The sequence below is a fragment of the Streptomyces coacervatus genome, from assembly GCF_029223485.1.
GTDB classification, from domain to species: Bacteria; Actinomycetota; Actinomycetes; order Streptomycetales; family Streptomycetaceae; genus Streptomyces; species Streptomyces coacervatus.
In genome coordinates, this window is record NZ_JARHTP010000003.1 from 641002 (window position 1) to 664501 (window position 23500).

24 protein-coding genes are annotated in these 23500 nt (G+C 70.1%); 13 read left to right on the plus strand and 11 right to left on the minus strand.

What is annotated here, in order from left to right; genetic code table 11:
- Positions 1 to 4 precede the first annotated feature (4 nt).
- Together map and P2Q00_RS10440 are read left to right on the plus strand one after the other, a co-directional pair.
- Positions 5 to 862 carry a type I methionyl aminopeptidase gene (gene map, locus P2Q00_RS10435; RefSeq protein WP_275771708.1) on the plus strand — a complete coding sequence of 286 codons (858 nt, stop codon included), beginning with the start codon at positions 5 to 7 and terminating at the stop codon, positions 860 to 862.
- Between the two features lie 151 nt (positions 863 to 1013).
- Positions 1014 to 1673, plus strand: a complete 660-nt coding sequence (locus P2Q00_RS10440) for a biliverdin-producing heme oxygenase (protein ID WP_275771709.1) — start codon at positions 1014 to 1016, stop codon at positions 1671 to 1673.
- 9 nt (positions 1674 to 1682) lie between these two features.
- Here the strand turns inward: P2Q00_RS10440 and P2Q00_RS10445 are convergent, their stop codons facing one another.
- Positions 1683 to 2339 (minus strand): PhzF family phenazine biosynthesis protein, encoded by a 657-nt coding sequence (locus tag P2Q00_RS10445; RefSeq protein ID WP_275771711.1) that lies wholly within the window; start codon positions 2337 to 2339, stop codon positions 1683 to 1685.
- Between the two features lie 337 nt (positions 2340 to 2676).
- Between P2Q00_RS10445 and efeO the strand changes: the two genes are divergently transcribed.
- Genes efeO through P2Q00_RS10465 form a run of 4 tightly spaced genes read left to right on the plus strand, consistent with a single transcriptional unit; the run spans position 2677 to position 6952 of the window.
- Positions 2677 to 3816 (plus strand): iron uptake system protein EfeO, encoded by a 1140-nt coding sequence (gene efeO / locus P2Q00_RS10450; protein ID WP_275771712.1) that lies wholly within the window; start codon positions 2677 to 2679, stop codon positions 3814 to 3816.
- Between the two features lie 21 nt (positions 3817 to 3837).
- Entirely contained in the window at positions 3838 to 5115 is a 1278-nt protein-coding gene (efeB, locus tag P2Q00_RS10455; RefSeq protein WP_275771713.1) for an iron uptake transporter deferrochelatase/peroxidase subunit, read from the plus strand.
- 3 nt (positions 5116 to 5118) lie between these two features.
- The gene (gene efeU, locus P2Q00_RS10460) at positions 5119 to 5991 is read left to right on the plus strand and encodes an iron uptake transporter permease EfeU (protein WP_275771715.1); all 873 of its coding nucleotides are present in this window, start codon (positions 5119 to 5121) and stop codon (positions 5989 to 5991) included.
- The gene (locus tag P2Q00_RS10465; protein ID WP_275771716.1) at positions 5951 to 6952 is read left to right on the plus strand and encodes an SCO2278 family lipoprotein; all 1002 of its coding nucleotides are present in this window, start codon (positions 5951 to 5953) and stop codon (positions 6950 to 6952) included. The genes efeU and P2Q00_RS10465 overlap by 41 nt, the downstream gene beginning before the upstream one ends.
- A gap of 4 nt (positions 6953 to 6956) precedes the next feature.
- Here the strand turns inward: P2Q00_RS10465 and P2Q00_RS10470 are convergent, their stop codons facing one another.
- The 5 genes from P2Q00_RS10470 to P2Q00_RS10490 form a co-directional block, all read right to left on the minus strand.
- A complete protein-coding gene (locus P2Q00_RS10470) occupies positions 6957 to 7697 on the minus strand; it encodes a bifunctional DNA primase/polymerase (RefSeq protein ID WP_275771717.1) in 741 nt (246 codons plus the stop codon).
- A 38-nt stretch (positions 7698 to 7735) separates the two neighbouring features.
- Positions 7736 to 8410: a TetR/AcrR family transcriptional regulator gene (locus P2Q00_RS10475; RefSeq protein WP_275771719.1), complete on the minus strand. Its 675-nt coding sequence runs from the start codon at positions 8408 to 8410 to the stop codon at positions 7736 to 7738.
- Positions 8411 to 8466: 56 nt separating this feature from the next.
- Positions 8467 to 9462, minus strand: coding sequence for a small ribosomal subunit Rsm22 family protein (locus P2Q00_RS10480; protein WP_275771721.1), 996 nt, complete (start codon positions 9460 to 9462; stop codon positions 8467 to 8469).
- A 253-nt stretch (positions 9463 to 9715) separates the two neighbouring features.
- Positions 9716 to 10903 carry a serine hydrolase domain-containing protein gene (locus tag P2Q00_RS10485; protein WP_275771722.1) on the minus strand — a complete coding sequence of 396 codons (1188 nt, stop codon included), beginning with the start codon at positions 10901 to 10903 and terminating at the stop codon, positions 9716 to 9718.
- Positions 10855 to 12153 (minus strand): multidrug effflux MFS transporter, encoded by a 1299-nt coding sequence (locus tag P2Q00_RS10490; RefSeq protein WP_275771724.1) that lies wholly within the window; start codon positions 12151 to 12153, stop codon positions 10855 to 10857. The genes P2Q00_RS10485 and P2Q00_RS10490 overlap by 49 nt, the downstream gene beginning before the upstream one ends.
- A gap of 163 nt (positions 12154 to 12316) precedes the next feature.
- Here P2Q00_RS10490 and P2Q00_RS10495 point away from each other — a divergent pair, with 163 nt between their 5' ends.
- A complete protein-coding gene (locus P2Q00_RS10495) occupies positions 12317 to 13066 on the plus strand; it encodes an SDR family oxidoreductase (RefSeq protein ID WP_425579525.1) in 750 nt (249 codons plus the stop codon).
- A 241-nt stretch (positions 13067 to 13307) separates the two neighbouring features.
- Here P2Q00_RS10495 and P2Q00_RS10500 read toward each other — a convergent pair whose 3' ends face one another.
- Entirely contained in the window at positions 13308 to 14456 is a 1149-nt protein-coding gene (locus tag P2Q00_RS10500; RefSeq protein WP_275771728.1) for a D-alanyl-D-alanine carboxypeptidase family protein, read from the minus strand.
- Between the two features lie 200 nt (positions 14457 to 14656).
- On the opposite strand from P2Q00_RS10500, the gene P2Q00_RS10505 reads away from it, so the two are divergent.
- Both P2Q00_RS10505 and P2Q00_RS10510 read left to right on the plus strand, forming a co-directional pair.
- The gene (locus P2Q00_RS10505) at positions 14657 to 16141 is read left to right on the plus strand and encodes an ABC transporter permease (protein ID WP_275771729.1); all 1485 of its coding nucleotides are present in this window, start codon (positions 14657 to 14659) and stop codon (positions 16139 to 16141) included.
- A 137-nt stretch (positions 16142 to 16278) separates the two neighbouring features.
- Positions 16279 to 17004: an ABC transporter ATP-binding protein gene (locus tag P2Q00_RS10510; protein ID WP_275771731.1), complete on the plus strand. Its 726-nt coding sequence runs from the start codon at positions 16279 to 16281 to the stop codon at positions 17002 to 17004.
- 28 nt (positions 17005 to 17032) lie between these two features.
- Here P2Q00_RS10510 and P2Q00_RS10515 read toward each other — a convergent pair whose 3' ends face one another.
- The gene (locus tag P2Q00_RS10515; RefSeq protein WP_275771732.1) at positions 17033 to 18019 is read right to left on the minus strand and encodes an aldo/keto reductase; all 987 of its coding nucleotides are present in this window, start codon (positions 18017 to 18019) and stop codon (positions 17033 to 17035) included.
- A 52-nt stretch (positions 18020 to 18071) separates the two neighbouring features.
- Positions 18072 to 18398: a nuclear transport factor 2 family protein gene (locus P2Q00_RS10520; protein WP_275771734.1), complete on the minus strand. Its 327-nt coding sequence runs from the start codon at positions 18396 to 18398 to the stop codon at positions 18072 to 18074.
- Positions 18399 to 18576: 178 nt separating this feature from the next.
- Here P2Q00_RS10520 and P2Q00_RS10525 point away from each other — a divergent pair, with 178 nt between their 5' ends.
- The 3 genes from P2Q00_RS10525 to P2Q00_RS10535 all read left to right on the plus strand — a co-directional run bounded on the left by P2Q00_RS10525 (position 18577) and on the right by P2Q00_RS10535 (position 21355).
- A complete protein-coding gene (locus tag P2Q00_RS10525; RefSeq protein ID WP_275771736.1) occupies positions 18577 to 19143 on the plus strand; it encodes a DoxX family membrane protein in 567 nt (188 codons plus the stop codon).
- Positions 19144 to 19215: 72 nt separating this feature from the next.
- On the plus strand, positions 19216 to 19602 hold the full coding sequence (locus tag P2Q00_RS10530) for a MazG-like family protein (RefSeq protein WP_275771737.1): 387 nt from the start codon (positions 19216 to 19218) through the stop codon (positions 19600 to 19602).
- Positions 19603 to 19747: 145 nt separating this feature from the next.
- Positions 19748 to 21355, plus strand: a complete 1608-nt coding sequence (locus P2Q00_RS10535) for an AMP-binding protein (RefSeq protein ID WP_275771738.1) — start codon at positions 19748 to 19750, stop codon at positions 21353 to 21355.
- Here P2Q00_RS10535 and P2Q00_RS10540 read toward each other — a convergent pair.
- Positions 21348 to 21755: a DUF2867 domain-containing protein gene (locus tag P2Q00_RS10540; RefSeq protein WP_275771740.1), complete on the minus strand. Its 408-nt coding sequence runs from the start codon at positions 21753 to 21755 to the stop codon at positions 21348 to 21350. The two genes, P2Q00_RS10535 and P2Q00_RS10540, sit on opposite strands and share 8 nt — an antisense overlap.
- Before the next feature lie 50 nt (positions 21756 to 21805).
- Here P2Q00_RS10540 and P2Q00_RS10545 point away from each other — a divergent pair, with 50 nt between their 5' ends.
- Positions 21806 to 22390 carry a TetR/AcrR family transcriptional regulator gene (locus P2Q00_RS10545; protein WP_425579524.1) on the plus strand — a complete coding sequence of 195 codons (585 nt, stop codon included), beginning with the start codon at positions 21806 to 21808 and terminating at the stop codon, positions 22388 to 22390.
- 35 nt (positions 22391 to 22425) lie between these two features.
- On the opposite strand, the gene P2Q00_RS10550 is transcribed toward P2Q00_RS10545, so the two are convergent.
- Positions 22426 to 23460: a sulfotransferase family protein gene (locus P2Q00_RS10550; protein WP_275771744.1), complete on the minus strand. Its 1035-nt coding sequence runs from the start codon at positions 23458 to 23460 to the stop codon at positions 22426 to 22428.
- Positions 23461 to 23500: the final 40 nt, after the last annotated feature.

The following is a 23500-nucleotide window of genomic DNA, read 5'->3' on the forward strand; positions in this document are numbered from 1 at the left end:
TGGCATGTCTGGCCAGTCGCTGCTCGTACCAGGGGAGCTGTCCCCCACCCGTTCCGTACCCGGAAACATCCGTCGTCCCGAGTACGTCGGCAAGCCCGCGCCCACGCCGTACACCGGGCCGGAGGTGCAGACGCCCGAGACGATCGAGGCGATGCGGGTCGCCGGCCGGATCGCCGCGCAGGCGATGGCCGAGGCGGCGAAGCTGATCGCGCCCGGGGTCACCACCGACGAACTGGACAAGGTGGCGCACGACTACATGTGCGACCACGGCGCCTACCCGTCGACGCTCGGCTACCGCAGCTTCCCCAAGTCGCTATGCACCTCGGTCAACGAGGTGATCTGCCACGGCATTCCGGACTCGACGGTGCTGCGCGACGGCGACATCGTCAACCTCGACGTGACGGCGTACATCGGCGGTGTGCACGGCGACAACAACGCGACGTACCTGGTGGGGGATGTCGACGAGGAGAGCCGGCTGCTGGTCGAGCGGACCCGGGAGTCGCTGAACCGCGCGATCAAGGCGGTCAGGCCGGGCCGGCAGATCAACATCATCGGCCGGGTCATCGAGTCGTACGCCAAGCGGTTCGGATACGGGGTGGTGCGGGACTTCACGGGCCACGGCATCAACTCGTCGTTCCATTCCGGCCTGATCATTCCGCACTACGACAGCCCGCACGCCACGACGGTCATCCAGCCCGGGATGACGTTCACGATCGAGCCGATGCTGACGCTCGGGACGCACGAGTACGACATGTGGGACGACGGGTGGACGGTCGTCACCAAGGACCGGAAGCGGACGGCTCAGTTCGAGCACACGCTGGTGGTGACGGAGACCGGCGCGGAGATCCTCACGCTGCCCTAGCGGTCTTCACAGTCTTCGAGACCGGACCCGCCCTCCTGCCGGGGCGGGTCTTTTCTTGTACGCTTTTACCGACAGGGTGTCGGCAACTTTACCGACGGGGAGTCGGGAAAGTTATTGACTTAGGTAAGCCTTACCTTAGAAGATGAGGCTCATGGATTCCTCCTCGTTCTCGTTCTCGACCGTCATCCGCACCGCCTCCCACGAGCAGCACATGGAGGCCGAGACCTCGACGTTCATGAGCGACCTGCTGGGCGGGCAACTGGGCGTGGACGCGTACGCGCGCTACACCGAGCAACTGTGGTTCGTGTACGAGGCGTTGGAGGCCGGGGCCGAGCAGCTGGCGTCCGACCCGGTGGCCGGGCCCTTCATCCGGCCGGAGCTGTTCCGGCTGGCCGCGCTGGAGCGGGACCTGGCGCATCTGCGGGGCGCCGGGTGGCGGGCGGGACTGTCCGCCCTGCCGGCGACGGAGGCGTACGCGGCGCGGGTGCGGGAGTGCGCCGAGCAGTGGCCCGGCGGGTATGTCGCCCACCACTACACCCGGTATCTGGGGGACCTCTCCGGTGGGCAGATCATCCGGGGCAAGGCGGAGAGGACGTGGGGCTTCGAGCGGAAGGGCGACGGGGTCCGCTTCTACGTGTTCGAGGGGATCGGCAACCCGGCCGCCTTCAAGAGGGACTACCGGGAACTGCTGGACGGGGTCCGGGCGGACGACCTGGAGAAGCAGCGGATCGTGGCGGAGTGCAAGCGGGCGTTCGCGCTCAACACGGCCGTGTTCCGGGCGCTGGGCGAGGAGTTCCCGCTGAGCGCATAGGGATCGGACCTAGCGTTCCGGCTGGCGTTCGAGGTACACGCGACCACCGATCTCGACCCATCCGTACGGCTGAGGAGCCGTGAGGATCTGGGAACCCGCGCCCTGGGTGATGTTGAGCGCCCGGCCCAGCCGGTCGGTGAGGAGCAGCGCCGCCGCGCCGGTCGCCTCGTCCTCCTCGATGCCGTCGTCCCGGCCGGGGAAACCGCGGGCGCGGACCCGCCCCGCCGGCTCGTCCTCCCAGGCCCAGGCGTAGATCCACTCCCCCTTGGGCGGCACGGGCAGGTCGTCGACCTCGGCGGCCGTGGCGTACTGACGGAAGGTGCGCGGCGGGGCCCACTCCGCCCGGGCCTCGATCCAGCTGAACTCCCCGCCCTGGCGCGCCCCGACCACCCCGGCCGGCGTGACCAGCTCGTCCACGTCGAGGAGCCAGGCCGTACCGACGCAGGGGTGGCCGGCGAAGGGCAGGCGCAGGGTCGGGGTGTAGATGTCGACGACTCCGCGCTCGGGGTCGTCGACGAACACGGTCTCGCTGAACCCGAGCTTCGCGGCGAACGCCTGTCGCTCCGTCCGGTCGGGCATGACGGATCCCTCACGGACGACACCGAGTTCGTTGCCGTAGCCGCCGTTCGGGGCGCAGAAGACGCGGAGCACGTCGTAGTCGGTCACGGGGGCATTGAAACATTGTCAAGGGGATGCGGTCGCGGTCGTGTTGCACGAACTGGGGCTCGGCGCCACCTGTGCGCACCGGGTCGCGACTCCGTGCGCCGGTCGTGTCGCGACCGACGGCCCGCCGCCCGCGACCTCCACCCCTTGACTTCCCATTGACCATTCCTTGGGGTTCGTTTTTGGCCACCGTGATCGGCCCGTGCCCATACACCGTCCATGAGAGCTGAATCACCCCATGAGTGGGTATCGCATAGGCAAGCCTTAGATAAGTTAGGCGAGCCTCACCATCCCTGTGTGAGCCTCGACACGCGATTTTTCGCCAGCCTCAGGAGCCTGCATGCGAGCCGCCAGACTCTCCGTCGTCACCGCTGTTGCCACCGCGGCGGCGCTGACCGCCGTCACGGGGTGCACGGAGAAGAGCAAGGGCGACGGTGACGCCGCGATCCAGGTGACCGCCGCCGACTCCAAGTGCGAGACCTCCACCAAGTCGGTGCCGGCCGGACAGGTCACCCTGAAGATCGAGAACAAGGGCTCCAAGGCGACCGAGGTCGAGATCCTCTTCCCGGACGACCGGATCGTCTCCGAGAAGGAGAACATCGGGTCCGGTACGAAGTACACGCTGACCGCCGAGGTGAAGGCGGGCGAATACGAGGTCGCCTGCCGGCCGGGCATGAAGGGTCGTGGCGTCCGCCAGAAGCTCACGGTCACCGGATCCGGCGCGGTCGCCAAGCGGAACCCCAAGCTGGACAAGGCCGTTGCCGACTACCGCGAGTGGGCGCAGGAGCAGGCCGACGCCACGCTCCCGAAGGTCGAGGTCTTCGCCAAGGCGATCAAGGCCGGCGACCTGAAGGCGGCCCAGGATGCCTACGCCCCCTCCCGCGTCGGCTGGGAGCGCACCGAGCCGATCGCCGAGTCCTTCGGTGACATCGACCCGAAGACCGACACCCGCGCGGACGGCCTGGAGAAGGGCCAGAAGTGGACCGGCTGGCACGCGCTGGAGAAGGCGCTGTGGCAGGACAAGAAGATCGGCGCCGAGCAGAAGACCCTCGCCGACCAGCTGGTCACCGACCTCAAGGACTGGCAGAAGCGGGTCGGCAAGGCCGAGATCACCCCGACCTCCATGGCCAACGGCGCCAAGGAGCTGCTCGACGAGGTCGCCACCGGCAAGGTCACCGGCGAGGAGGACCGCTACTCGCACACGGACCTCAGTGACTTCAAGGCCAATGTCGAGGGCGCGCAGCAGGCGTACGAGCTGCTCAAGCCGGTCGCGCAGGAGAACGACAAGGCGCTGGCCGCCGAGCTCGACAAGCAGTTCGCCGCATTGAACACGCTGCTGGACAAGTACCGCACCAGCAAGACCTCCGACGGCTTCGTCTCGTACGACACCGTCACCGAGACCCAGCGCAAGGAGCTCTCGGACGCGGTGAACGCGCTCGCGGAGCCGCTGTCCAAGCTCGCCGCCGCCGTCGTGAAGTAGAAGCAGGGGACGGACAACACCATGACGGACACCCAGGAAGCCACCACCGCGGACGCCGGCAACGAGCAGGCTCCGTCCCGGCGTTCACTGATCGGCTGGGGTGGTGCCGGGCTCGCGCTCGGTGCCGCCGCGGCCGGCGGTGCGGTCGCGATGACCCGCGTCGGCAATGACGTGGAGCCGACCGCCGCCGAGGCCGGAGCCGCGGTCGCCTTCCACGGCGCCAACCAGGCCGGCATCGCCACTCCGGTGCAGGACAGGCTGCACTTCGCCGCGTTCGACGTGCAGACGGACGACCGCGCCGAGTTCGTGCAGATGCTGAAGGACTGGACGGCGGCCGCACGCCGGATGACCGGCGGCAAGGCGGTCGGGGAGGGCGCGTACGGCGGTCTCGCCGAGGCCCCGCCGGACGACACCGGTGAGGCGCTGGGCCTGAAGCCCTCGCGGCTGACGCTGACGATCGGCTTCGGTCCGTCCCTGTTCGAGAAGTTCGGCCTGAAGGACCAGCGGCCCGAGGCCCTCGTCGACCTGCCGCAGTTCCCCAACGAGAACCTCGACAAGAACCGCAGCAACGGCGACCTGTGCATCCAGGCATGTGCCGACGACCCGCAGGTCGCCGTGCACGCGATCCGCAACCTGGCCCGCATCGGCTTCGGCAAGGTGACCATCCGCTGGTCCCAGCTCGGCTTCGGCAAGACCTCCTCGACGACCCCGGACGCCCAGACCCCGCGCAACCTGATGGGGTTCAAGGACGGCACCCGCAACATCGCGGGCACGGAGACGGACCGTCTGAAGAAGTTCGTGTGGGTCGGCGAGAAGGACGGTCCCGACTGGATGACCGGCGGGTCGTATCTCGTCGCCCGGCGCATCCGGATGCACATCGAGCCCTGGGACCGCACCTCGCTGCAGGAGCAGGAGGACATCTTCGGCCGCGACAAGGGCGAGGGCGCTCCGGTCGGCAAGGCCAAGGAGCACGACAAGCCGTTCCTGAAGGCCATGAAGCCCGACGCGCACGTCCGGCTCGCGCACCCCGACTCCAACAACGGGATCACCATCCTGCGCCGCGGCTACTCCTTCACCGACGGCACCGACGGCCTCGGCCGCCTGGAAGCGGGCCTTTTCTTCCTCGCCTACCAGCGGGACGTGCGCAAGGGGTTCATCCCGCTCCAGCGCAACCTGTCGGCGAAGGATGCGCTCAACGAGTACATCCAGCATGTGAGTTCGGCGGTGTTCGCCGTTCCGCCCGGCGTCCGCAACAAGGACGACTGGTGGGGCAGCACGCTGTTCTCCAAGGAGGCGTAGCCCGTGTTCTCCAACTATCTGATCGGTCTGCGCGAGGGTCTCGAAGCCAGCCTGGTCGTCTGCATCCTGATCGCCTACCTGGTCAAGACGGACCGCCGGGACGCCATCCGGCCGATCTGGATCGGTATCTCGGTGGCCGTCCTGATCGCGATGGGCTTCGGCTGCGCGCTCGAATTCGGCTCCCAGGAACTGACGTTCGAGGCGCAGGAGGCGCTCGGCGGCTCGCTCTCCGTCGTCGCCGTCGGTCTGGTGACCTGGATGGTCTTCTGGATGCGGCGCACCGCCCGGCACCTGAAGTCGGAGCTGCACGGCAGGCTGGACGCGGCCCTCGCCATGGGCACGGGTGCCCTGGTCGCCACCGCGTTCCTCGCCGTCGGCCGGGAGGGCCTGGAGACCGCCCTGTTCGTATGGGCGTCGGTCCACGCGGCCAGCGACGGCACCCCGCGCCCCCTGATCGGCGTCGCGCTGGGCCTGGCGACCGCGGTCTTCCTGGGCTGGCTGTTCTACCGCGGCGCCCTGAAGATCAACCTCGCGAAGTTCTTCACCTGGACCGGCGGCATGCTGGTCGTCGTGGCCGCGGGCGTGCTGGCGTACGGCTTCCACGACCTGCAGGAGGCCGACTGGATCCCCGGCCTGACGCATCTGGCCTTCGACATCAGCGACACCATCCCGCCGGACAGCTGGTACGGCACCCTCCTCAAGGGCGTCTTCAACTTCCAGCCGGACCCGACCGTCCTCCAGGTCACGGTGTGGCTGCTGTACCTGATCCCGACACTCACGCTGTTCTTCGCCCCGGTAGGGTTCGCCTCCGGGAAGGGGAAGGTGAAGACACCTGATGAGCAGGGATCGCGGCCCTCGAAGGCTCCGCAGGCTTGAGCGAAGCGCACTGATTGCGGCCTCGGTGACCGCTTTGTCGTTGACGGCGAGCGGTTGTGTGGTGGTGCACGGGGAGCGCGAGGTGCTCCCCTCCACCACTCGCGCCGAGGCAGCCAAGGCGCTCCAGCAGTTCACGTCCGCGTACAACAAGGCGGACAAGGCGTACGACAGTTCGCTCGACGCCGACCATGTCACGGGCGCCCTGGGCGACATCGACGCGGCCCGCCTCAAGGCCGGTCATGCGCTCAGCGCATCCGGCAACCCGGCGCACACGCCGCTGAAGCTGACCGACGTGACGTACACGATCCCCAAGAAGGCGGGCTGGCCCCGCTGGTTCGTCGCGGAGGCACAGGGCAACAAGGGCGGCAATCTGCACTGGCTGCTGGTGTTCACCCGGGACGGTCTGGGCCGGCCGTTCAGGGTGGCGTATCTGACGCTGATCCGCCCGGGCACACTGCCGAAATTCAAGAAGGACGCGGACGGCTGGGCCCAGGCCGTACCGGTGAACTCCACCGAATTCGCCGTCCCGCCCGAGGACTTGGCCAAGGACTACGCCACGTACCTGAAGAAGGGCGGGAAGACCTTCGCCTCGGGCGAGCACACCGACAAGTGGCGGGCGACACGCGCGAAGGCCGCCAAGAAGCCGGGCCTCGTCACTCAGTTCATCGACGAGCCGCTGATCAGCGGCGACTACGCCCCGCTGGCGCTGCGCACGGCGGACGGCGGTGCGCTGGTGTTCTTCACCAACCGCCGCTACGAGAAGCAGACCGCCTTCGAGGGCACCTCGATCCCCACGCAGACCGCGAGCGTGCGGGCCCTGACGACGGGTGAGATCAAGCAGTCGCTGACCCTGGAGTACATGTCCAACGGGGTGGCCCTGGACCCGAAGCAGGGCTCGGGGAACGGCCAGGTGTCGGTCCTGACCCGGCTGGAGGGACTGACCTCCGCGCAGGGGTCCTAGCAGCTCAACGCCGGAGGGGCCAGGCCGCGTTCGCGTGGTCGGGCTCCTCGACGGCGTAGCGGGCGCCGGCGTCCGTGAGGATCTCCAGCAGGCTCAGCGGGTCCGGCAGCGGGTGTTCAGGGCCGCGTACCCAGTGCACGGTCTGGCCGTCGTCGCCGGGCAGCCGGGCGGGCGGTACGAGGACATACGACCCGCGGCAGTGCCAGCGGAGGCCAGGGTGCTCGTCCATCGTCTCGGGGTGGCAGTCCAGCTCGCAGGGCCACCACTCGTCCTCGTCCTCGGGGGTACCGCGGGTGAGGGTGAAGAACAGCAGCCGCCCGTCGTCGCTCTCGGCGACCGGCCCGACCTCGATGCCGGCCCCGAGCAGCCGCTCCAGCGCCTCCCGGCCCGCCTCCAGGGGCAGGTCGAGGACGTCGTGCACCATGCCGGTCGCGGTGATGAAGTTGGCCTGCGGCTGGTTGCGGGCCCAGCGCTCGATCTGGGCGCGGTCGGTGGTGGACTGCGTCTGCCAGGCGAACGACACCGGGTGCCGGGCCGGGGTGGGACAGCCCACGCGGTCGCAGGAACAGCGGTAGCCGGGGGCGGGATACGCGGCGGGCGCGAGCGGCAGTCCCGCTCCGGCGGCGGCGAGCAGCAGGGCCTCACGGCCGCCTTCGTCGGCGCCGGTCTCCTTCGGGCGGCGGCCACGCAGCCACTGGGAGAGCCTGCCCTGCCGGCCGGTGCGTCCGCCGAACTCCGCGCTCATCTATCCCCTCGCCTTGCCGTCGTGCGGAACAGCATGCCCTATGGTCCCACCGGACCGTGCTCCGGGGTACCAGAAGGACCAGAAGGGACATCCGGGGTACGGGGGGCAAGACCGTTCAGTGCGTACTCGACGAGGGTGTCCGTGTAGTCGTACGAGATCGGGCCCGTGTGCTGCAGCCAGCGCTGGGCGAGGGGGGAGACCCACAGTTCCAGGGCGATGCGCGGGTCGACGTCCCGGCGGACCTGGCCGGCCGACTGCGCGGCGCGCACGCGGTCGACGTACAGCTGGAGCGAGGGTTCGAGGAGCTTGGCCACGAAGACGCGGCCCAGCTGTTCGTTCACCACGCCTTCGGCGGCCAGGGCGCGGGACGGGGCCTCGAAGCGGGGGTCCCCCAGCTGGTCGACGGTGAGGCGCAGTACGGCCTTGAGGTCGGCGGCGAGGTCGCCGGTGTCCGGGATGGCGAACCCGTACTCCGGGCCCGCGTCCCGGGACGCCTGCTCGCTCAGGTCGAGAAAGGCCTCCAGCAGGACGTCCGCCTTCGACTCCCACCACCGGTAGATCGTCTGCTTGCCGACGCCGGCCCGTGCGGCGATGCCCTCGATGGTCGTCCTGGGGTAGCCGACCTCCGCGACGAGTGCGAGAGCGGCGTCGTAGATCGCGCGACGGGACCTCTCGCTGCGGCGGGCGGAGTCGGGGGCGGGCTTCTTGACCATGGAACCGACGGTACCGGCTCGTGGTTCTGCGGCTTGTGGTTCTGCGGTTCGCGGTGCTACGGCTGCGGGGTGTGCGGCGGCCAGGGGTCCCCCCAGTCCGCGTCCCGGGCCGCCTTGTACAGGTCGCCGTGGCGTTTGGTGACCGTGGTGCGGCGCAGCTGTTCGTCCGTCTCGCAGAGGTCCAGGAGCACCTGGCCCTTGCGGATCTGGGGCTTGCGTACGACGCGGGAGGGCGCCGGGGCGACCGGGAAGCGGGCGGCGGCGACATAGCTGAACTTCTCGTCCTCGTACGGCAGCGAGCCGCCCTTGACCTGGCGGTGCAGGGAGGAACGGCTGACCCGGGCCGAGAAGTGGCACCAGTCCTCGCCGGGGACGATCGGGCAGCCGGCGCTGTGCGGGCAGGGCGCGGCGACATGGAAGCCGGCGGCGATCAGGCGGTCGCGGGCCTCGATGACGCGGGCGTACCCGGCGGGGGTGCCGGCCTCGACGATCACGACGGCCTGGGCGGCGGCCGCGGCGGCGTCGACGAGGGCTGCGCGGTCGGGCTCGGTGAGCTCGTTGAGGACGTAGGAGACGGTGAGGAGGTCGGTGGGGTCGAGGGTGAGCGCGGCTCCGATGCGGGCGCGGCGCCAACTGGCGTGCTGCAGGGCCGGGTTGGCGGCGGCGAGTTCCTTGCCGAGGGCGAGGGCGGGGTCGGCCCAGTCGAGGACGGTGACGCTGCGTTCGCCGTCCCAGGTGGCGGTGACGGCCCAGGTGGCGGCACCGGTGCCGCCCCCGACGTCGGTGTGGCTGCCGGGCGCCCAGTCCGGCACGGCCTCGGCGAACGCCTCCAGCGCCGAGCGCACCGCCTCGAAGGTCGCCGGCATCCGGTAGGCGGCGTAGGCGGCGACGTCTGCGCGGTCGCGGAGGATGGGGGCGTCGGTGGGGGTCGCTCCGCGGTAGTTGGCGATGAGGCGGTCGACGGCCTGGGCGGCCTGCTTGGGCGGGAGGCCGTCGAGGAGGGCGGCGAGGCTGCTGCGCAGGACGTCTGCCGGGGATGCGGGGTCGTTCACCCGGCGATTCTATTTCGCCCCCGCCGCCCCTACCCGTCCCGTCCCCAGGGGCGCTGCCCCTTCGACCCCGCCAGGGGGCTCCGCCCCCTGGACCCCCATCGGCCTGAACGGCCTCGTCCTCAAACCCCGGACGGGCTGAAAAGAACCAGCCCGTCCGGCGTTTGAGGACGAGGCCCCTTAAGGGCCGAAGCGGGGGTCTGGGGGCGGCAGCCCCCAGGGGACGGGAATGGGTAGGGGCGGCGGGGGCGAAAGATCAAGACCCGGTCGGGCTGCGGTACACCGCCCTCGCCAGGCGGGTCGCCGCCGCTGCCCTGGGGCGGCTATTGGCGTCCCGTCTCCGCGGATGCACCGTATTCGCCAGCAGCACCAGAAACGTGTCCGTCGCCGGATCCACCACCAGCGACGTCCCCGTGAACCCCGTATGCCCCGCCGCCCCTCGCCCCGCCAACTCCCCCATGAACCACGGCTGATCCACCGCAAACCCCAACCCCGGAGGGGCCAGCAGCAGCTCCACGAAGTCGGTGCCGAGGATGCGGGCGGGGCCGTAGGAGCCGCCGGCGAGGAGGGTGCGGCAGAAGACGGCCAGGTCCGAGGCCGTGGAGAAGAGGCCCGCGTGGCCTGCGATGCCGCCGAGCGCCCAGGCGTTCTCGTCGTGGACGGCGCCACGCACCATCCCCCGGTCCGCCTTGGCCCACGGCCGGCGCTGGTCCTCCGTCGCCGCCGCGCCGGGGCAGGGGCCGAAGTCGGTGGAGAGCATGCCCAGCGGCCGGGTGATCCCGTCGTGGATCAGGACGTCGAGGGTGCGGCCGGTGATCCGTTCCAGGACGAACTGGAGCAGGAGGAAGTTGAGGTCGGAGTAGGTGTAGGTGCCGGGTACGCCGATCGGCGCCTCTGCGCGTAGTTTCGCCAGCCGCTCCGCGTCGTCGGCGCAGTCGTACAGCGGGAGTTCGGGGCGCAGCCCGGAGGTGTGGGTGAGCAGTTGTCGTACGGTGATGCCGTGCCGGACGGCCGCGCGGAACTCCGGGAGGTACGCGCCGACCCGGGCGTCGATTCCGAGGGTGCCGCGCTCGATCTGCTGCACGGCGGCGACCGCCGTGAACAGCTTGGTGAGGGAGGCCAGGTCGACGGGTGTGTCGACGGTCATCGGGACTCGTGCCGAGGGCGGGAGTTCGACTCCGCGGTCCTTCTCGGCGTCGTAGGACGCGTACCGCACGGCCCAGCCCGCCGCCTCCTCGACGGCGATCACCGGGCCGCGCCCGGCGGCCACGACGGTGCCCGCGGCCCAGGGGTGTTCGCCGGTGGTGAGGTCGTGGACCTCCCGGACGAGGCGGCGGAGTTCGCCGCGGTCGAGTCCGGCCCGTTCGGGGGTGTCCCTGCGCAGTCTCGGTGCGCTCAGCTGTCCGCTCCTTCCGCGCTCGTACGCCCGTTCCCGGGTCGGCACATTCCCATGAAGCAGGCCAGTGCCACCAGCGCTGCGGCCAGTTGGACGACGGCCATCGGGACTGCGGTGTGCTCCCCGGCGATCCCGACGAGCGGGGAGGCGACGGCGCCGATGAGGAACGAGGACGTGCCGAGCAGCGCGGACGCGGAGCCGGCGGCGTGCTTGGTGCGCATCAGGGCGAGGGCCTGGGCGTTGGGCAGGGTCACCCCCATCGCGGACATCAGGACGAAGAGGGCGGCGGCCACGGGAGCAAGTCCTACATCACCGAAGACGCCGGTGGACATGAGCAGGAGCGCGGTCGCGGCGGTGATGACCACGAGCAGTCCCGCGCCCAGCGCCCGGTCCAGGCGGACCCTTCCGACCAGCACCTTTCCGTTGATCTGGCCGACGACGACCAGCCCCACCGAGTTCAGGCCGAACAGCAGGCTGAAGGTCTGCGGGGAGGCGCCGTAGATCTCCTGGATCACGAAGGGCGAGGCCGATATGTAGGCGAAGAGTGCCGCGAACGCGAACCCGCCCGCCAGCATGAAGCCGGTGAAGGGCAGGTCGGCGAGGAGGCGGCGCATCGAGTGCAGGGCCTCGCCGACTCCCCCGCCGTGCCGCTCACCGGCCGGGAGGGTCTCGGGCAGCTTTGCCCAGACGAAGGCAGTCAGCACCGTCCCGACGACCGTGAGCACCACGAAGACGCCCCGCCAGTCCGTGACCCGCAGGATCTGCCCGCCGATCAGCGGCGCGACGATGGGGGCGACCCCGCCGATCAGCATGAGGGTGGAGAAGAAGCGGGCCATCGCCACACCGTCGTACAGGTCGCGGACCACGGCGCGCGCGATGACGATCCCCGCCGCGCCGGCCAGCCCTTGCGCCAGCCGGAAGGCGACCAGGGACTCCACGGTGGGTGCGAACGCGCACAGGACGGTCGAGACGACGTAGGCGACCAGGCCCGTCAGCAGCGGGCGCCTGCGGCCCCACCGGTCGCTCATCGGGCCGGCCACCAGCTGTCCGAGCGCCATCCCGAGCAGACAGGCGGTGAGCGTGAGCTGGACGGTGGCCGCGGGCGCGTGCAGGGACTTCGTGACCTCCGGGAGCGAGGGGAGGTACATGTCCATCGCCAGCGGGGGCGTCGCGGTGAGGCCGCCGAGGATCAGGGTGACGAGCAGTCCGGTGCGGGGAACGGTACGGGCGGCGGCCGGTTCCGCTTCCGGTCCGGCCGCCTGCTCTATGTGCGGTGTCGATGCCCCCTGCTCGGGCATGTTCCCCTCCCTCTCCGGTCCTTCTCCGGTCCCTCTCCGAATGCTGCGCCCCCCATGTTCTCAGTTCGCACACACTGCCGAATACCACACCGCGATCCGGACCCGTCCGGTCCCTCGCCTACGCTGCGGGCCCATGAGTGCCCTGGAGACTGAGCGGACTGGAATGCAATCGAAGATCGCGGTGGTGACCGGCGCCGGTTCCGGCATCGGGCGGGCGGTCGCCGTGGAGCTGCTGCGTGCGGGCTGGTCGGTGGCGCTGGCGGGGCGGCGCCCCGGGACGCTGGAGGAGACGGCGGCGCTGGTGCCCGGCGGCGCGTCCCTCGCCGTACGCACCGATGTCTCGCAGCCGGAGGACGTCGCCGCACTGTTCGCCGCCGCCGTCGGGCGGTTCGGGCGGGTGGACCTGCTGTTCAACAACGCGGGGACGTTCGGCCCCGGAGGGGTGCCGGTCGAGGAGCTGCCGTACGACGCGTGGCGGCATGTGGTGGACACCAACCTCAACGGGGCGTTCCTGTGCGCGCAGGCGGCCTACCGGCAGATGAAGGAACAGGACCCGCAGGGCGGGCGGATCATCAACAACGGTTCCATCTCCGCCCATACGCCGCGGCCGCACTCCGTCGCCTACACGGCGACCAAGCACGCGCTGACCGGACTGACGAAGTCGCTCTCGCTGGACGGGCGGGCGTACGACATCGCGGTCGGGCAGATCGACATCGGCAACGCGGCGACCGACATGACCGCGCGGATGCAGACCGGAGCGCTGCAGGCCAACGGCGAGATCGCGGCCGAGCCGGTGATGGACGTCGCCGATGTGGCGCGCACGGTGCGGCACATGGCAGAGCTGCCGCTGGAGGCGAATGTGCAGTTCGCGACGGTGCTGGCGACCGCGATGCCGTACGTGGGCCGCGGCTGACGGCCCCCACAGACCCTCCGCCCATCAACTTGCACAAGCGGAATATGACCTTCCGGGTCATTGCGGCCGGTCGTGGACCTATGCTCAAATCTCCTCCACAAGAGCTTCACATTTGGGGGAGCGTAGTTCCGTAGACCAAACCGAGGGGGGAGACGGCAGCCGTTCCACGGCATCGGGTGGGGGTGGATCTCGCGTGGGACCGCGAGGTACGCACCGATACGTGGAACGGCTGCCGTGTACGTCAGTTGGCGTGCTTGCCGCCGCGCTTGCCGCGCCTGCGCAGCGCCCAGACGCCGCCCGCCAGCAGGGCAACCGTGCCGCTCGCACCCTCCAGCAGCCGCCAGGCCGAGGGGCCACCGGAGCCCGTGCCCGGGGCGCCGGCCGCCGCCTGGGCCGTCCTCCGCGTGGGCGTCGCCCTCGCCCCGCCCTCACTGAGCGGCTCGACCAGCGTGCCCACCGGCTGGGCCGAACCCCCGTGCGTGAAGGCCCAGTCGAGCAGCGCGGACGTCTCCTCGTAGACGGCGTTGTAGCCGCTCGTGGGATGCATCACGGTGGCCAGCAGGGTGCGGCCGCCGCGGGTGGCGGCCCCGGTGAAGGTGTTGCCGGCGTTGCTGGTGAAACCGTTCTTGACGCCGATCAGTCCGTCGTACGTCTTCACGCCCCACGCGCCGGTGAGCAGGCGGTCGGTGTTCTGGATCTGGAAGGTCTTCTTGCCGCCCGCCGGGAAGTTCGCGATCTTCGTGTGGCAGTACTCGCGGAAGTCGGCGTTCTTGAGGCCGTGCCGGGCGAAGAGGGTGAGGTCGTAGGCGGAGGACAGCTGGCCCTTGTGGTCGAAGCCGTCGGGGCTGACCACATGGGTGTCCAGGGCCTGCAGGTCCTCGGCCCTGGCCTGCATCTCGGCGACCGTCTTCGCCACTCCCCCGTTCATATGGGCGAGCACATGCACGGCGTCGTTGCCGGAGCGCAGGAAGACGCCCTGCCACAGCTGCTCGACGGTGTACGTGATCCCGGGCTTGACGCCGACCAGGCTGGAGCCAGCCGGGATGTCGGCCAGGTCGGCGTCGGTCACCTTGTACCGCTCGGTGCGGTCGAACTTCTTCAGCACCGTGTCGGCGAACAGCATCTTCAGCGTGGAGGCGGGCGGCAGGCGGCGGTGCGCGGCGAACGAGGCGAGCACCTCCCCGCTCTCGCAATCGGCGACGAGCCACGCACTCGCGGTGAGCTTCCCGGGCAGACCTGTGGCGCCGCTCACTTGAATTCCCTTGCGGGCGAGTCGCTCGCCACCGACGACGGTGTTGGCGGCGGATGCAGGAGTCGCCGCGGCAAGCGGAATGGCGGCTGCGGCGAGACCCAGAGCGGCACGCCGAGAGAGCGGAGAAGAACCGTGCATCCCGGGACCGTAACACCCACCCAACAGGGGTTTCCTGGCAGTACACCGTCTATGGCATAGGAATTGCCTGTCTTATGGAATTCTGACCCGGCACCTCACTTTCTCAGCCCTGACACATCCTTTACTCAGTCTGGCTCAAAGGTTTCTCCCTAGCTTGTGGCAGCGCCCACAGCGGGCGCCAAGAACCTTCGAGGAACGGGATGTTTGGCATCTATCTCAAGCGCGAACTGGGCCGCAGAAAGAAGGCGGCCCTGGTCATCGCACTGGGTCTGGCGCTCGGAATCGCCCTGGTCATCACCGTCAACTCGGTGTCGGCCGGTATGACACAGGCTCAGGACAAGGTCCTCAAGTCGCTCTACGGCCTCGGCACCGACATGACGGTGACCAAGGCGCAGTCGGCTCCCAAGGCGGGCAGCTCGCAGGGCCCGAACTTCAAGTTCGACGCCAAGCAGAGCAGCAGCTCCAAGCAGAGCTCGGACCGGGTGATGACACAGGGCGGTCAGGCCCTGTCGTCCGCGCTGGTCACCAAGGTCGCCGCGCAGCAGGGCGTGTCCGCCGCGGTCGGCGCGATCACCCTGAACGTCACCAAGGTCGACGGCTCCTTCACCCAGGGCAAGGCGAAGTCCACCACCTCTTCCGGGTCCTCCAACTCCCAGCAGGGCGGCCCCGGCGGCACCGGCGGCAACAGCAGCGGTGGCGGCCAGCCGCAGGTCCAGGGCGGCGGCGCCTCCTTCAACGTCAACTCCTACTCGGTGGCCGGCATCGACGTCACCGACCAGGAGCTCGGCCCGCTGGCCACCTCGAAGATCACCTCGGGCAAGACGTTCACGGCCTCGCAGACAGGCGCGAAGGCCGCCGTGATCAGCAAGTCGTACGCCAAGTCCAAGAAGTACAAGGTCGGTTCGACCTTCAAGATCAACGGCACCAAGTTCACCGTCATCGGCATCGCGACACCCGACAGCAGCGAGTCCACCACCGATGTCTTCGTCCCGCTGAAGCAGGCGCAGACGCTCGGCGACGCCAAGAACAAGGTCACCACGATCTACGTCAAGGCGACCGACTCCAAGCAGATCGCCACCGTCAAGAAGACGATCCAGAGCAACATCTCCGGTACGACGGTCACCACCTCCGCCGACCTGGCGTCCACCGTCTCCGGCTCCCTCTCCACCGCCTCCAACCTGGCGACCAGCGTCGGCAAGTGGCTGTCGATCGCGGTGCTGGCCGCGGCCTTCCTGGTGGCGGCGCTGCTGACCTCCTCCGCGGTCTCCCGCCGGGTGCGTGAGTTCGGCACCCTGAAGGCGCTCGGCTGGCCGAGCCGCAACGTGACCCGGCAGGTCGTCGGCGAGTCCATGGTCAACGGACTGCTCGGCGGCGCCCTCGGCATCGGCCTGGGCCTCGCGGCCGCCTACACGGTGACCGCGATCAGCCCGAAGCTCACCGCGCAGCTCGGCAGTTCCGGCGGCGGTGGCGGCATGGGCGGTGGCATGGGCGGCCCCGGTGGCGGCGGCCCCGGCCAGCAGTCGGCGTCCAACACGATGGAGATCGCCCTGTCCGCGCCCGTCTCCCTGACCACCATCGCGCTCGCGGTGGGCCTGGCGGTCACCGGCGGCCTCATCGCCGGTGCCATGGGCGGCTGGCGCGCCTCCCGGATGCGCCCGGCGGACGCGCTGCGCAGCGTGTCTTAAACCCCCTGCGTCACTCCCCTTGCATCACCCTCCTGCATCACCCCCTGAACTGGGGCGCCGCCTCCGACATCCCCCCGGGAGGCGGCGCCCCACCCCATACCTTCTGTGGCCACCCCATACCTTTCTGTGGAGCACCCATGTACAGACTCACCAGCGTCACCAAGCGCTACACGCGGGGCAAGGAGACGGTGGAGGCGCTGCGCGGCATCGACCTCACCATCGAGGACGGCGACCAGCTCGTCATCCAGGGCCCCACGGGCGGCGGCAAGTCCACGCTGCTGCAGATGATCGGCGGCCTGGACCGCCCGACCGAGGGCAGCGTCGAGCTGGACGGCGTCGACCTCGCGCGGATCAGCGAGGCGAAGCTGACCCGGCTGCGCGCCGAAAAGATCGGCATCATCTTCCAGTCGTTCAACCTCATCCCGACGCTGACCGCCCAGGAGAACGTCGAGACGGCCCTGGTCCCCCTCGGCGTCAAGCCGGCCGAACGCCGGGACCGCGCGGCCGAGGCCCTGCGCTCCGTCGGCCTCGGCGAGCGCCTCTCCCACGTCCCCACCGAGCTGTCCGGCGGCCAGCAGCAGCGCGTCGCCATCGCCCGCGCCCTGGTCAAGAAGCCGAAGGTGCTGCTCGCCGACGAACCCACCGGCAACCTCGACGAGGGCACCCGCGACGACATCATGGCCCTGCTGGAGGGCCTGTGGCGCGAGCACGGCCTGACGTTCATCATGGTCACTCACGACTCGTCCATCGCCCGCCGCGCCCCGCGCCTGGCGACCATCAAGGCGGGGCAGCTGACGCTGACGGAGCAGTCGCCGTACGGCGGTGAGCAGCAGTACGCGCAGTACGGCAACCAGGCCTACTGAGCGCCGCCCACTTGCGGCCCGGGGCCGCTCACCGCCCGAGGATCCGGTCGATCTCGGCCAACTGCCCGGCGGTGAGCGGCCCCTTGGCGATCGCGCCGGCGTTCTGCTCGGCCTGTTCGACCGAGCGGAACCCGGGGATCGGGATCGCCCGCGGACTGCGCGCCCACAGCCAGGCGAGGGCGCCCTGGGCGAGGGTGCGCCCGTCGGAGGTCAGGATGGAGCGCAGCGCCTCCACCCGGGCGAGCCACTCCTCGTCGGCACCGGCCTCGTGCTTGAACCCCGGCAGCCACGAGGGCGGGGCATTGCGGACGTCCCCGGCCTCCAGCTTCCGCCCCGCCGCGTGCTTGCCGGTGAGCAGCCCCATCGCGAGCGGACCGCGGTTGATGCCGGCCAGCCCCAGCTTCTCGCACAGGGCGAACATGTCGGGTGCATCCTGCAGCACGTTGGCCGTGAACTGCACGGCCGTGCAGTGCTCCCCCTCCGCGAACACGGCGGCACGCGCGGGGTCGTCGGTGCTCCAGGCGTAGGCGCGGATCAGCCCCTCTTTGACGAACTCCTCGCACAGGTCCCGGAGCCGGGCGGCCTGCTCCGGATCGGCGTCGGAGATGTGCAGCTGGTAGAGGTCGACGTGATCGGTGCCGAGCCGCCGGAGCGATGCGGTCAGCGCGCGGCGGGCGTGCTCGGGGGAGTCGTCGCTGCCGGTGGCGGTGCGGGTCCGCTCGTCGAAGACGTTGCCCCACTTGGTGGCGATCACGGCCTCGTCCCGGCGGGTGCCGAGCGCACGGCCGAGGATGCGCTCGCTGTGTCCGGTGCCGTATGCGTCGGCGGTGTCGAAGAAGCTCACGCCGAGGTCCAGGGCGCGCCGGATCGCCCGTACGGACTCGTCGTCGTCGACCTTGCCCCAGCCGAGGGGCTGCCCGTCGGGGGTCTGCCACTCGCCTCCGATCGCCCAGCAGCCGAATCCGAGAGCGCTCACTTCGATACCGCTGCGGCCCAGTTTCCTGATCGTCTCCATGCCGAAGACGCTAGAAGCTGAAGTGCACGCGAAGGCAAGGTTTTTGTCGCTGTCAGGCCTGCCCGGTCTCGAAGCGGGAGATCCTGCCGTCGTCCTCGATCGTGAAGTTCCAGCGGGTGCGCATCTCGCCCCAGGCGTCGTTGCGGTAGTGGGCGAGGAGGGCGCGGCCGCCCTGGGACTCGTTGTCGACGTCCAGGTGGCCGTTGGAGGTGAAGATCTCCCGGTCGATCCACTCGGTGAGGTCGCGGTCGGAGCCGTCGTCCGCCATGGTCGCGTTCTCCGTGAGGAGGGAGAGGAAGGCATCGCGGTCGTGGGCGTTGACGGCGGTGACGAACGCGCGGACGGCCGGGTCGGTGAGTTTGGCTGGCTGAATCGTCATGCCAGCAGACTCACACCGCCCGCCGGGACCCGCCACCCGAACGGCTGCGCGGACGGGTCCGCGGGGTGCGAGGAGTGGGACGGTGGACACGCGGAGGGGAGTGTTCCCGTTGACCGGCTCCATTGTCTGTGTTGGTTGTCCGGCTCCATTGTCCGTGTTGTCTGTCCCGGGAGAAATCATGAGCTCTTACGACCGGCGTGATCTGGGCCTGCTGCTGCTCCGGCTGGGTACTGGCGGCGTGCTGGCGGCGCACGGCGCGCAGAAGCTGTTCGGCTGGTTCGGCGGACACGGTATCGAGGGGACCGGCCAGTTCATGGAGTCGGTCGGCTACGCGCCCGGAAAGGCGAGCGCAACCGCGGCAGGCCTCGCGGAGGCAGGCGGCGGCACGCTGCTGGCGCTGGGCCTGGCCACCCCGGCGGCGGGTGCGGCGGCGGCCGGCGCAATGGCCGGGGCGTCCGCGGTGCACGCCCCGAACGGCTTCTTCAACGCGGAGGGCGGCTACGAGTACGCAGCCACCCTCGCCCTGGCCGCCACGGGCCTCGCGGTCGCCGGCCCCGGCCGTCTCTCCCTCGACCACGCGCTGGGCCATGTCTTCGACCGCGGCTGGATGGTCCCGACGGCACTCGGGGTGACGGCGGCGGCCACGGCACTGGTCGTGGGCGCGCGGAACAAGAGGCTGCGGGACCAGAAGCCGGACGAGCAGGAGGCCCTGTTCGCGGAGGAGGAGGCGATGTTCAGGGAGTGACCGGGAGACACTGTTCGGGGAGTGACCGGGAGACGCTGTTCAGGGAGTGATCCGGTCGGGCAGGCTGCGCCCATGACTGATCAGGCCCCGCTCCCCGAAACGCCGACTCTCGCCGAGCCCCCCACTGCTACCCAGCCCCCGGCCTCCCCCGACCTCTGGGCGGCCGTCGACGATCTGTGGACCTGGCTTGACGCGAACCGTCCGCACGGCGGCCGGGAGGGCATGCTCCTGCGCATGCTCAAGCTGTCGGAGGAGGTCGGCGAGGTGGCGGAGGCGGTGATCGGCGCGACGGGCCAGAACCCGCGCAAGGGGATCAGCCACACCTGGGAGGACGTCCAGGGCGAGCTCTGCGATGTCGTCATCACGGCTCTGGTGGCATTGCGCACGCTGACACCGGACACCCGGGAGGTGTTCACGCGGCATCTGGCGAAGGTCACCGCACGTTCCCTCGGGAGCTGATACGTCCCCAGCGCCCTGTCCGGCAACTAGCTTGCCCGGAACGGGAATTGGGCCCGCGCCGGTTGCTCCGCGCGGGCCGGGGTCCGGATACTGGCGCCGTGGCCGGCCGGCCACGGCACACCGTACGAGGGGCCAGGGGGCTGACATGGTGGCGACGTCGTACTGGCCGGGCAAGTCCGGCGAGCAAGTAGAAGTACTGGACGAGACCGTCGGATCACTGCTGCGCCGCGCCGCCGGGCAGGCACCCGACACCGTCGCCCTGGTCGAGGGCGTGCCGGAGCCCGCCGAGCGCCGCACGTGGACGTACGCCGAACTGCTCGACGAGTCCGAGCGCGCGGCGCGGGCCCTGCTCGGCCGCTTCTCGCCGGGCGAGCGGGTGGCGGTGTGGGCGAACAACATCCCGGAGTGGGTGATCCTCGAACTCGCCGCGGCTCTCGCGGACATCACGCTCGTCACGGTCAACCCGGCCCTGCGCGAGACGGAGTTGAGGCACGTGCTCGGCCATTCCCGGGCGGCCGGCGTCTTCCTGCGCCACGAGTACCGCGGCAACCCGATGGCCCGCACCCTGGCCGGCATCCGCGACGACCTGCCCGACCTGCACACGAGCGTGCTGTTCGAGGACTGGGCGGAGTTCTGCGCCGAGGGCTCCGCCGGCCGGGAGCTGCCCGAGGTCGCCCCCTCCTCACCGGCCCAGATCCAGTACACCTCGGGCACCACCGGGCTGCCGAAGGGCGTGGTCCTGCACCATCGCGGCATCACCAACAACGCGCGCATCGCCTACGTCCGCACCTTCGCACTGCAACCGGGCGAGGCCCAACTCAACCCGATGCCGCTGTTCCACACAGCGGGCTGCGTACTGGCCACCCTCGCGTCGATCGGCAGCCTCGGCACCCATGTCCTGCCCCCGTACTTCGACCCGGGACTGATGCTCGAACTCACCGAGTCCGAACGCTGCGCGGCGATGGGCGGCGTCCCGACGATGCTCATCGCCATGCTCGAACACCCGGCACTCCCCCGCACCGACCTCTCGTCACTGCGGTACATGCTGTCCGGCGGCGCCTCCGTCCCGCCCGAGCTGGTCCGCAGGGTGGAGGAGGCCTTCGGCGTACCGATGTCCATCATCTACGCCCAGACCGAGGCCTCCCCGGGCATCACCATCACCCGCCCCGACGACACGCCCGACGACCGCGCCCACACGGTCGGCAGGCCCCTGCCGCTGGCCGAGGTGAAGATCGTGGACGCGGCGGGCGCCGTCGTACCGACGGGGGTCACCGGCGAGCTCTGCACCCGTGGCTACCACGTGATGACCGGCTACCTCGACGCCCCTGAGGCGACCGCCGCGGCCATCGACGCCGACGGCTGGCTCCACACCGGCGACCTGGCGTCGATGGACGACCGCGGCTACTGCCGTATCGACGGCCGCCTGAAGGACATGATCATCCGCGGTGGCGAGAACATCTACCCTCGCGAGATCGAGCAGGTGCTGGCCGAACACCCTGCCGTCGCCGAGGTGGCGGTCGTGGGCGTACCGGATCCGGTCTGGGGCGAACGGGTCGCCGCGTTCATCCGCCTCAACCCGGAGGGAGAAACGGTGGGTGAGAAGGAACTCTTCGACCACGTCCGCGCCCACCTGGCCCCGCACAAGACGCCCCGCACCTGGGTGTTCGTAGACGGCTTCCCGCTGACCGGTTCCGGCAAGATCCGCAAGAACGCACTCCGGGAGGACTACGTGGCGGGGCGACTCCCTATGTGATGTTCCGTGCTGCTGCGAGGGCGGCAAGCCGACGATGGGTGCGGACCATCATGAGCCGGGCCATGAAGGGATGCACCCGCTTCACCACACCCCAATACAGCCTGGAACGCCACGCGTTGGTCTTCACGGAGCTGCACAGGACGACGGACTCGGCATCGACGACGATCGAAGCCCAGGCATCCAGCCCGCCCGCGCTCACCTCCATGAGCACCTCGCCGTCCTCCCGCGCGACGACCGGAAAGGCGTCACGCAGGATGCCAGTCCAGGCGGCCGGATCGCGCGGCATCCCGGGCCGCAGCTGCATGGCGTACGCATCCTGATAGTCGGGCCGTTCCACGGCTGCCCTGATCAACCGAGCGCCTACGGGAAACCCCACCGCCACGGGCCTGTCCTTGCGCATCGCGCACCTCCATACGCTGGCGTATGGAAACCATACGGTAGCGTATGGACATGGTGCAACGGCAGCAGCCCAAGAAGCCCAGGCTCACGGCACTCGACTGGGCGGAGGCCGCCCTCACCGCAATCCGGGAGGGCGGAGGCCTCGCAGCAGTGGCGGTCGAACCGCTCGCCACCCGCCTCGGCACCACAAAGGGCAGCTTCTACTGGCACTTCACCAACCGCGAGGCCCTGATCGAGGCGGCACTCGCCCGCTGGGTCGAGGCGAACACGGACGAGATCATCGCGGCGGTGGAGACGGAACCGGATCCGGAGCACCGCCTGCGCGCCCTCTTCAAACGGGTCACCAAGCCGGGCACGGCCGACCCCCTCGAACTCTCACTCCTCGCCAGCACCGACCACCCCCAGGTCGCGGCCGCACTACGGCAGGTCACCGAGCGCAGGATCGACTACCTGACCGGGCTCTTCGCCGACGTGGGCTTCACGGAGGACGAGGCACGAGAGCGGGGCTTGATGGCGTACAGCTTCTATCTGGGGCACAGCCAGTTGGGGCATGCGGTGCCGTCGGCGCTGCCGTCGGCGGAGGGGTTTCCGGAGTACCTGGAGGCGACAATGGAGACGCTTTTGCGGCGGGGGTGACGGCTGTGCCGCGGACCCGCGAACCGGGGGTCAGGTCAGCGCCCCGGCTCCCCCTGCAGAACGCGGGTGCCAGGTGCGCAGCTCTCGCTCAGTTCGTCGAGTTCGGCCGTCGGCAGCCTGCTGGCGGCACCGCGGCGGCTGTGGTCGAGCGATTCAGATGCAGCGAGCAGCCACTCGGGCAGGGGAGCGACGCCGATGAACTCAGCCAGGCGGGTCAGCTCTTCGTCGGTACGGTCCAGGAGGTTCTCGTACGAGAGCGTGCTGCGCTGGTCGGCGGGCAACTCGCCGAGGAACCGTGTGCCCTCGGTGACGAGTTCCGACCACAGCGCGCCGAAGGTTCGCAGGGGGATGTCCCGGTCGCGTACGAGCGCGGGATCGAAGCGCTCGTCGAGCAGCGGGGCCAGGTCCGCGGGCAGCGCGCGCACGTGCTCGGGCGTCAGGTCGCCCAGACTGTCGACGCGGGCTCGTGCCTTGATCTCGCGCAGCAGTGAGATCGTGCGGTATCCCGGATGGCGGCTCATGGACAGGGCGCAGTCCGGCCCGTCCCGGAACATGTGCACGAACCTCGCGTGCGGGAACGCGGCCCGCAGTCCTGGCGCCCAGCCGGTCGAGTAGCCGGACCTCTCCACGACGGCGGTCCGCCCGAACCGCGCGCACAGCAGGTCGAACAGTGCCCGGTGGTGCTCGGCGGCGGCCCGTTCGGGCCACCGGACCACCGCTGCACCGAGTTCGTCGAGAAGCCCGTCCGGGTCGTCAGTGAGGTGAGGCAGCACCATGAGGGAGAGCGCGGGGATACCCGTGGTCTCCGCCGTGTATCTCCCGGGGCGACGTGTGTAGAGGAACTCCGGCAACGGCAGCCCACTACGGATCATCCGCTCGAAGTGCGGGGCGGGCCTGAAGAGCGTCTGCCAGAACTCCTCACCGGTCAACTCCCCTTCGGGGAAGGCGGTGTCGCCCACCGAGGCCATGAACTCGTTGAGACTCAGTACGTCCGGGTGGGCGTTGACGATGCGTGACAGCGCCGTCGAGCCACTGCGTCCCGTACCGATGACGAAGGTCAAGGAGCGCATGGTCACCTTTCGCATGGTCCGCCGATCACCCGTGAGGCCG

Coding starts and splice junctions, on each gene's coding strand:
- P2Q00_RS10530 (WP_275771737.1), top strand. CDS start 19,216: ATGACTGATCAGGCCCCGCTCCCCGAAACGCCGACTCTCGCCGAGCCC.
- P2Q00_RS10495 (WP_425579525.1), top strand. CDS start 12,317: ATGCAATCGAAGATCGCGGTGGTGACCGGCGCCGGTTCCGGCATCGGG.
- efeB (WP_275771713.1), top strand. CDS start 3,838: ATGACGGACACCCAGGAAGCCACCACCGCGGACGCCGGCAACGAGCAG.
- P2Q00_RS10500 (WP_275771728.1), bottom strand. CDS start 14,456: ATGCACGGTTCTTCTCCGCTCTCTCGGCGTGCCGCTCTGGGTCTCGCC.
- P2Q00_RS10475 (WP_275771719.1), bottom strand. CDS start 8,410: ATGGTCAAGAAGCCCGCCCCCGACTCCGCCCGCCGCAGCGAGAGGTCC.
- P2Q00_RS10520 (WP_275771734.1), bottom strand. CDS start 18,398: ATGACGATTCAGCCAGCCAAACTCACCGACCCGGCCGTCCGCGCGTTC.
- P2Q00_RS10470 (WP_275771717.1), bottom strand. CDS start 7,697: ATGAGCGCGGAGTTCGGCGGACGCACCGGCCGGCAGGGCAGGCTCTCC.
- P2Q00_RS10440 (WP_275771709.1), top strand. CDS start 1,014: ATGGATTCCTCCTCGTTCTCGTTCTCGACCGTCATCCGCACCGCCTCC.
- P2Q00_RS10505 (WP_275771729.1), top strand. CDS start 14,657: ATGTTTGGCATCTATCTCAAGCGCGAACTGGGCCGCAGAAAGAAGGCG.
- P2Q00_RS10545 (WP_425579524.1), top strand. CDS start 21,806: ATGGTGCAACGGCAGCAGCCCAAGAAGCCCAGGCTCACGGCACTCGAC.
- map (WP_275771708.1), top strand. CDS start 5: ATGTCTGGCCAGTCGCTGCTCGTACCAGGGGAGCTGTCCCCCACCCGT.
- P2Q00_RS10550 (WP_275771744.1), bottom strand. CDS start 23,460: ATGCGCTCCTTGACCTTCGTCATCGGTACGGGACGCAGTGGCTCGACG.
- P2Q00_RS10535 (WP_275771738.1), top strand. CDS start 19,748: ATGGTGGCGACGTCGTACTGGCCGGGCAAGTCCGGCGAGCAAGTAGAA.
- P2Q00_RS10465 (WP_275771716.1), top strand. CDS start 5,951: ATGAGCAGGGATCGCGGCCCTCGAAGGCTCCGCAGGCTTGAGCGAAGC.
- P2Q00_RS10525 (WP_275771736.1), top strand. CDS start 18,577: ATGAGCTCTTACGACCGGCGTGATCTGGGCCTGCTGCTGCTCCGGCTG.
- P2Q00_RS10515 (WP_275771732.1), bottom strand. CDS start 18,019: ATGGAGACGATCAGGAAACTGGGCCGCAGCGGTATCGAAGTGAGCGCT.
- efeO (WP_275771712.1), top strand. CDS start 2,677: ATGCGAGCCGCCAGACTCTCCGTCGTCACCGCTGTTGCCACCGCGGCG.
- P2Q00_RS10540 (WP_275771740.1), bottom strand. CDS start 21,755: ATGCGCAAGGACAGGCCCGTGGCGGTGGGGTTTCCCGTAGGCGCTCGG.
- P2Q00_RS10510 (WP_275771731.1), top strand. CDS start 16,279: ATGTACAGACTCACCAGCGTCACCAAGCGCTACACGCGGGGCAAGGAG.
- P2Q00_RS10490 (WP_275771724.1), bottom strand. CDS start 12,153: ATGCCCGAGCAGGGGGCATCGACACCGCACATAGAGCAGGCGGCCGGA.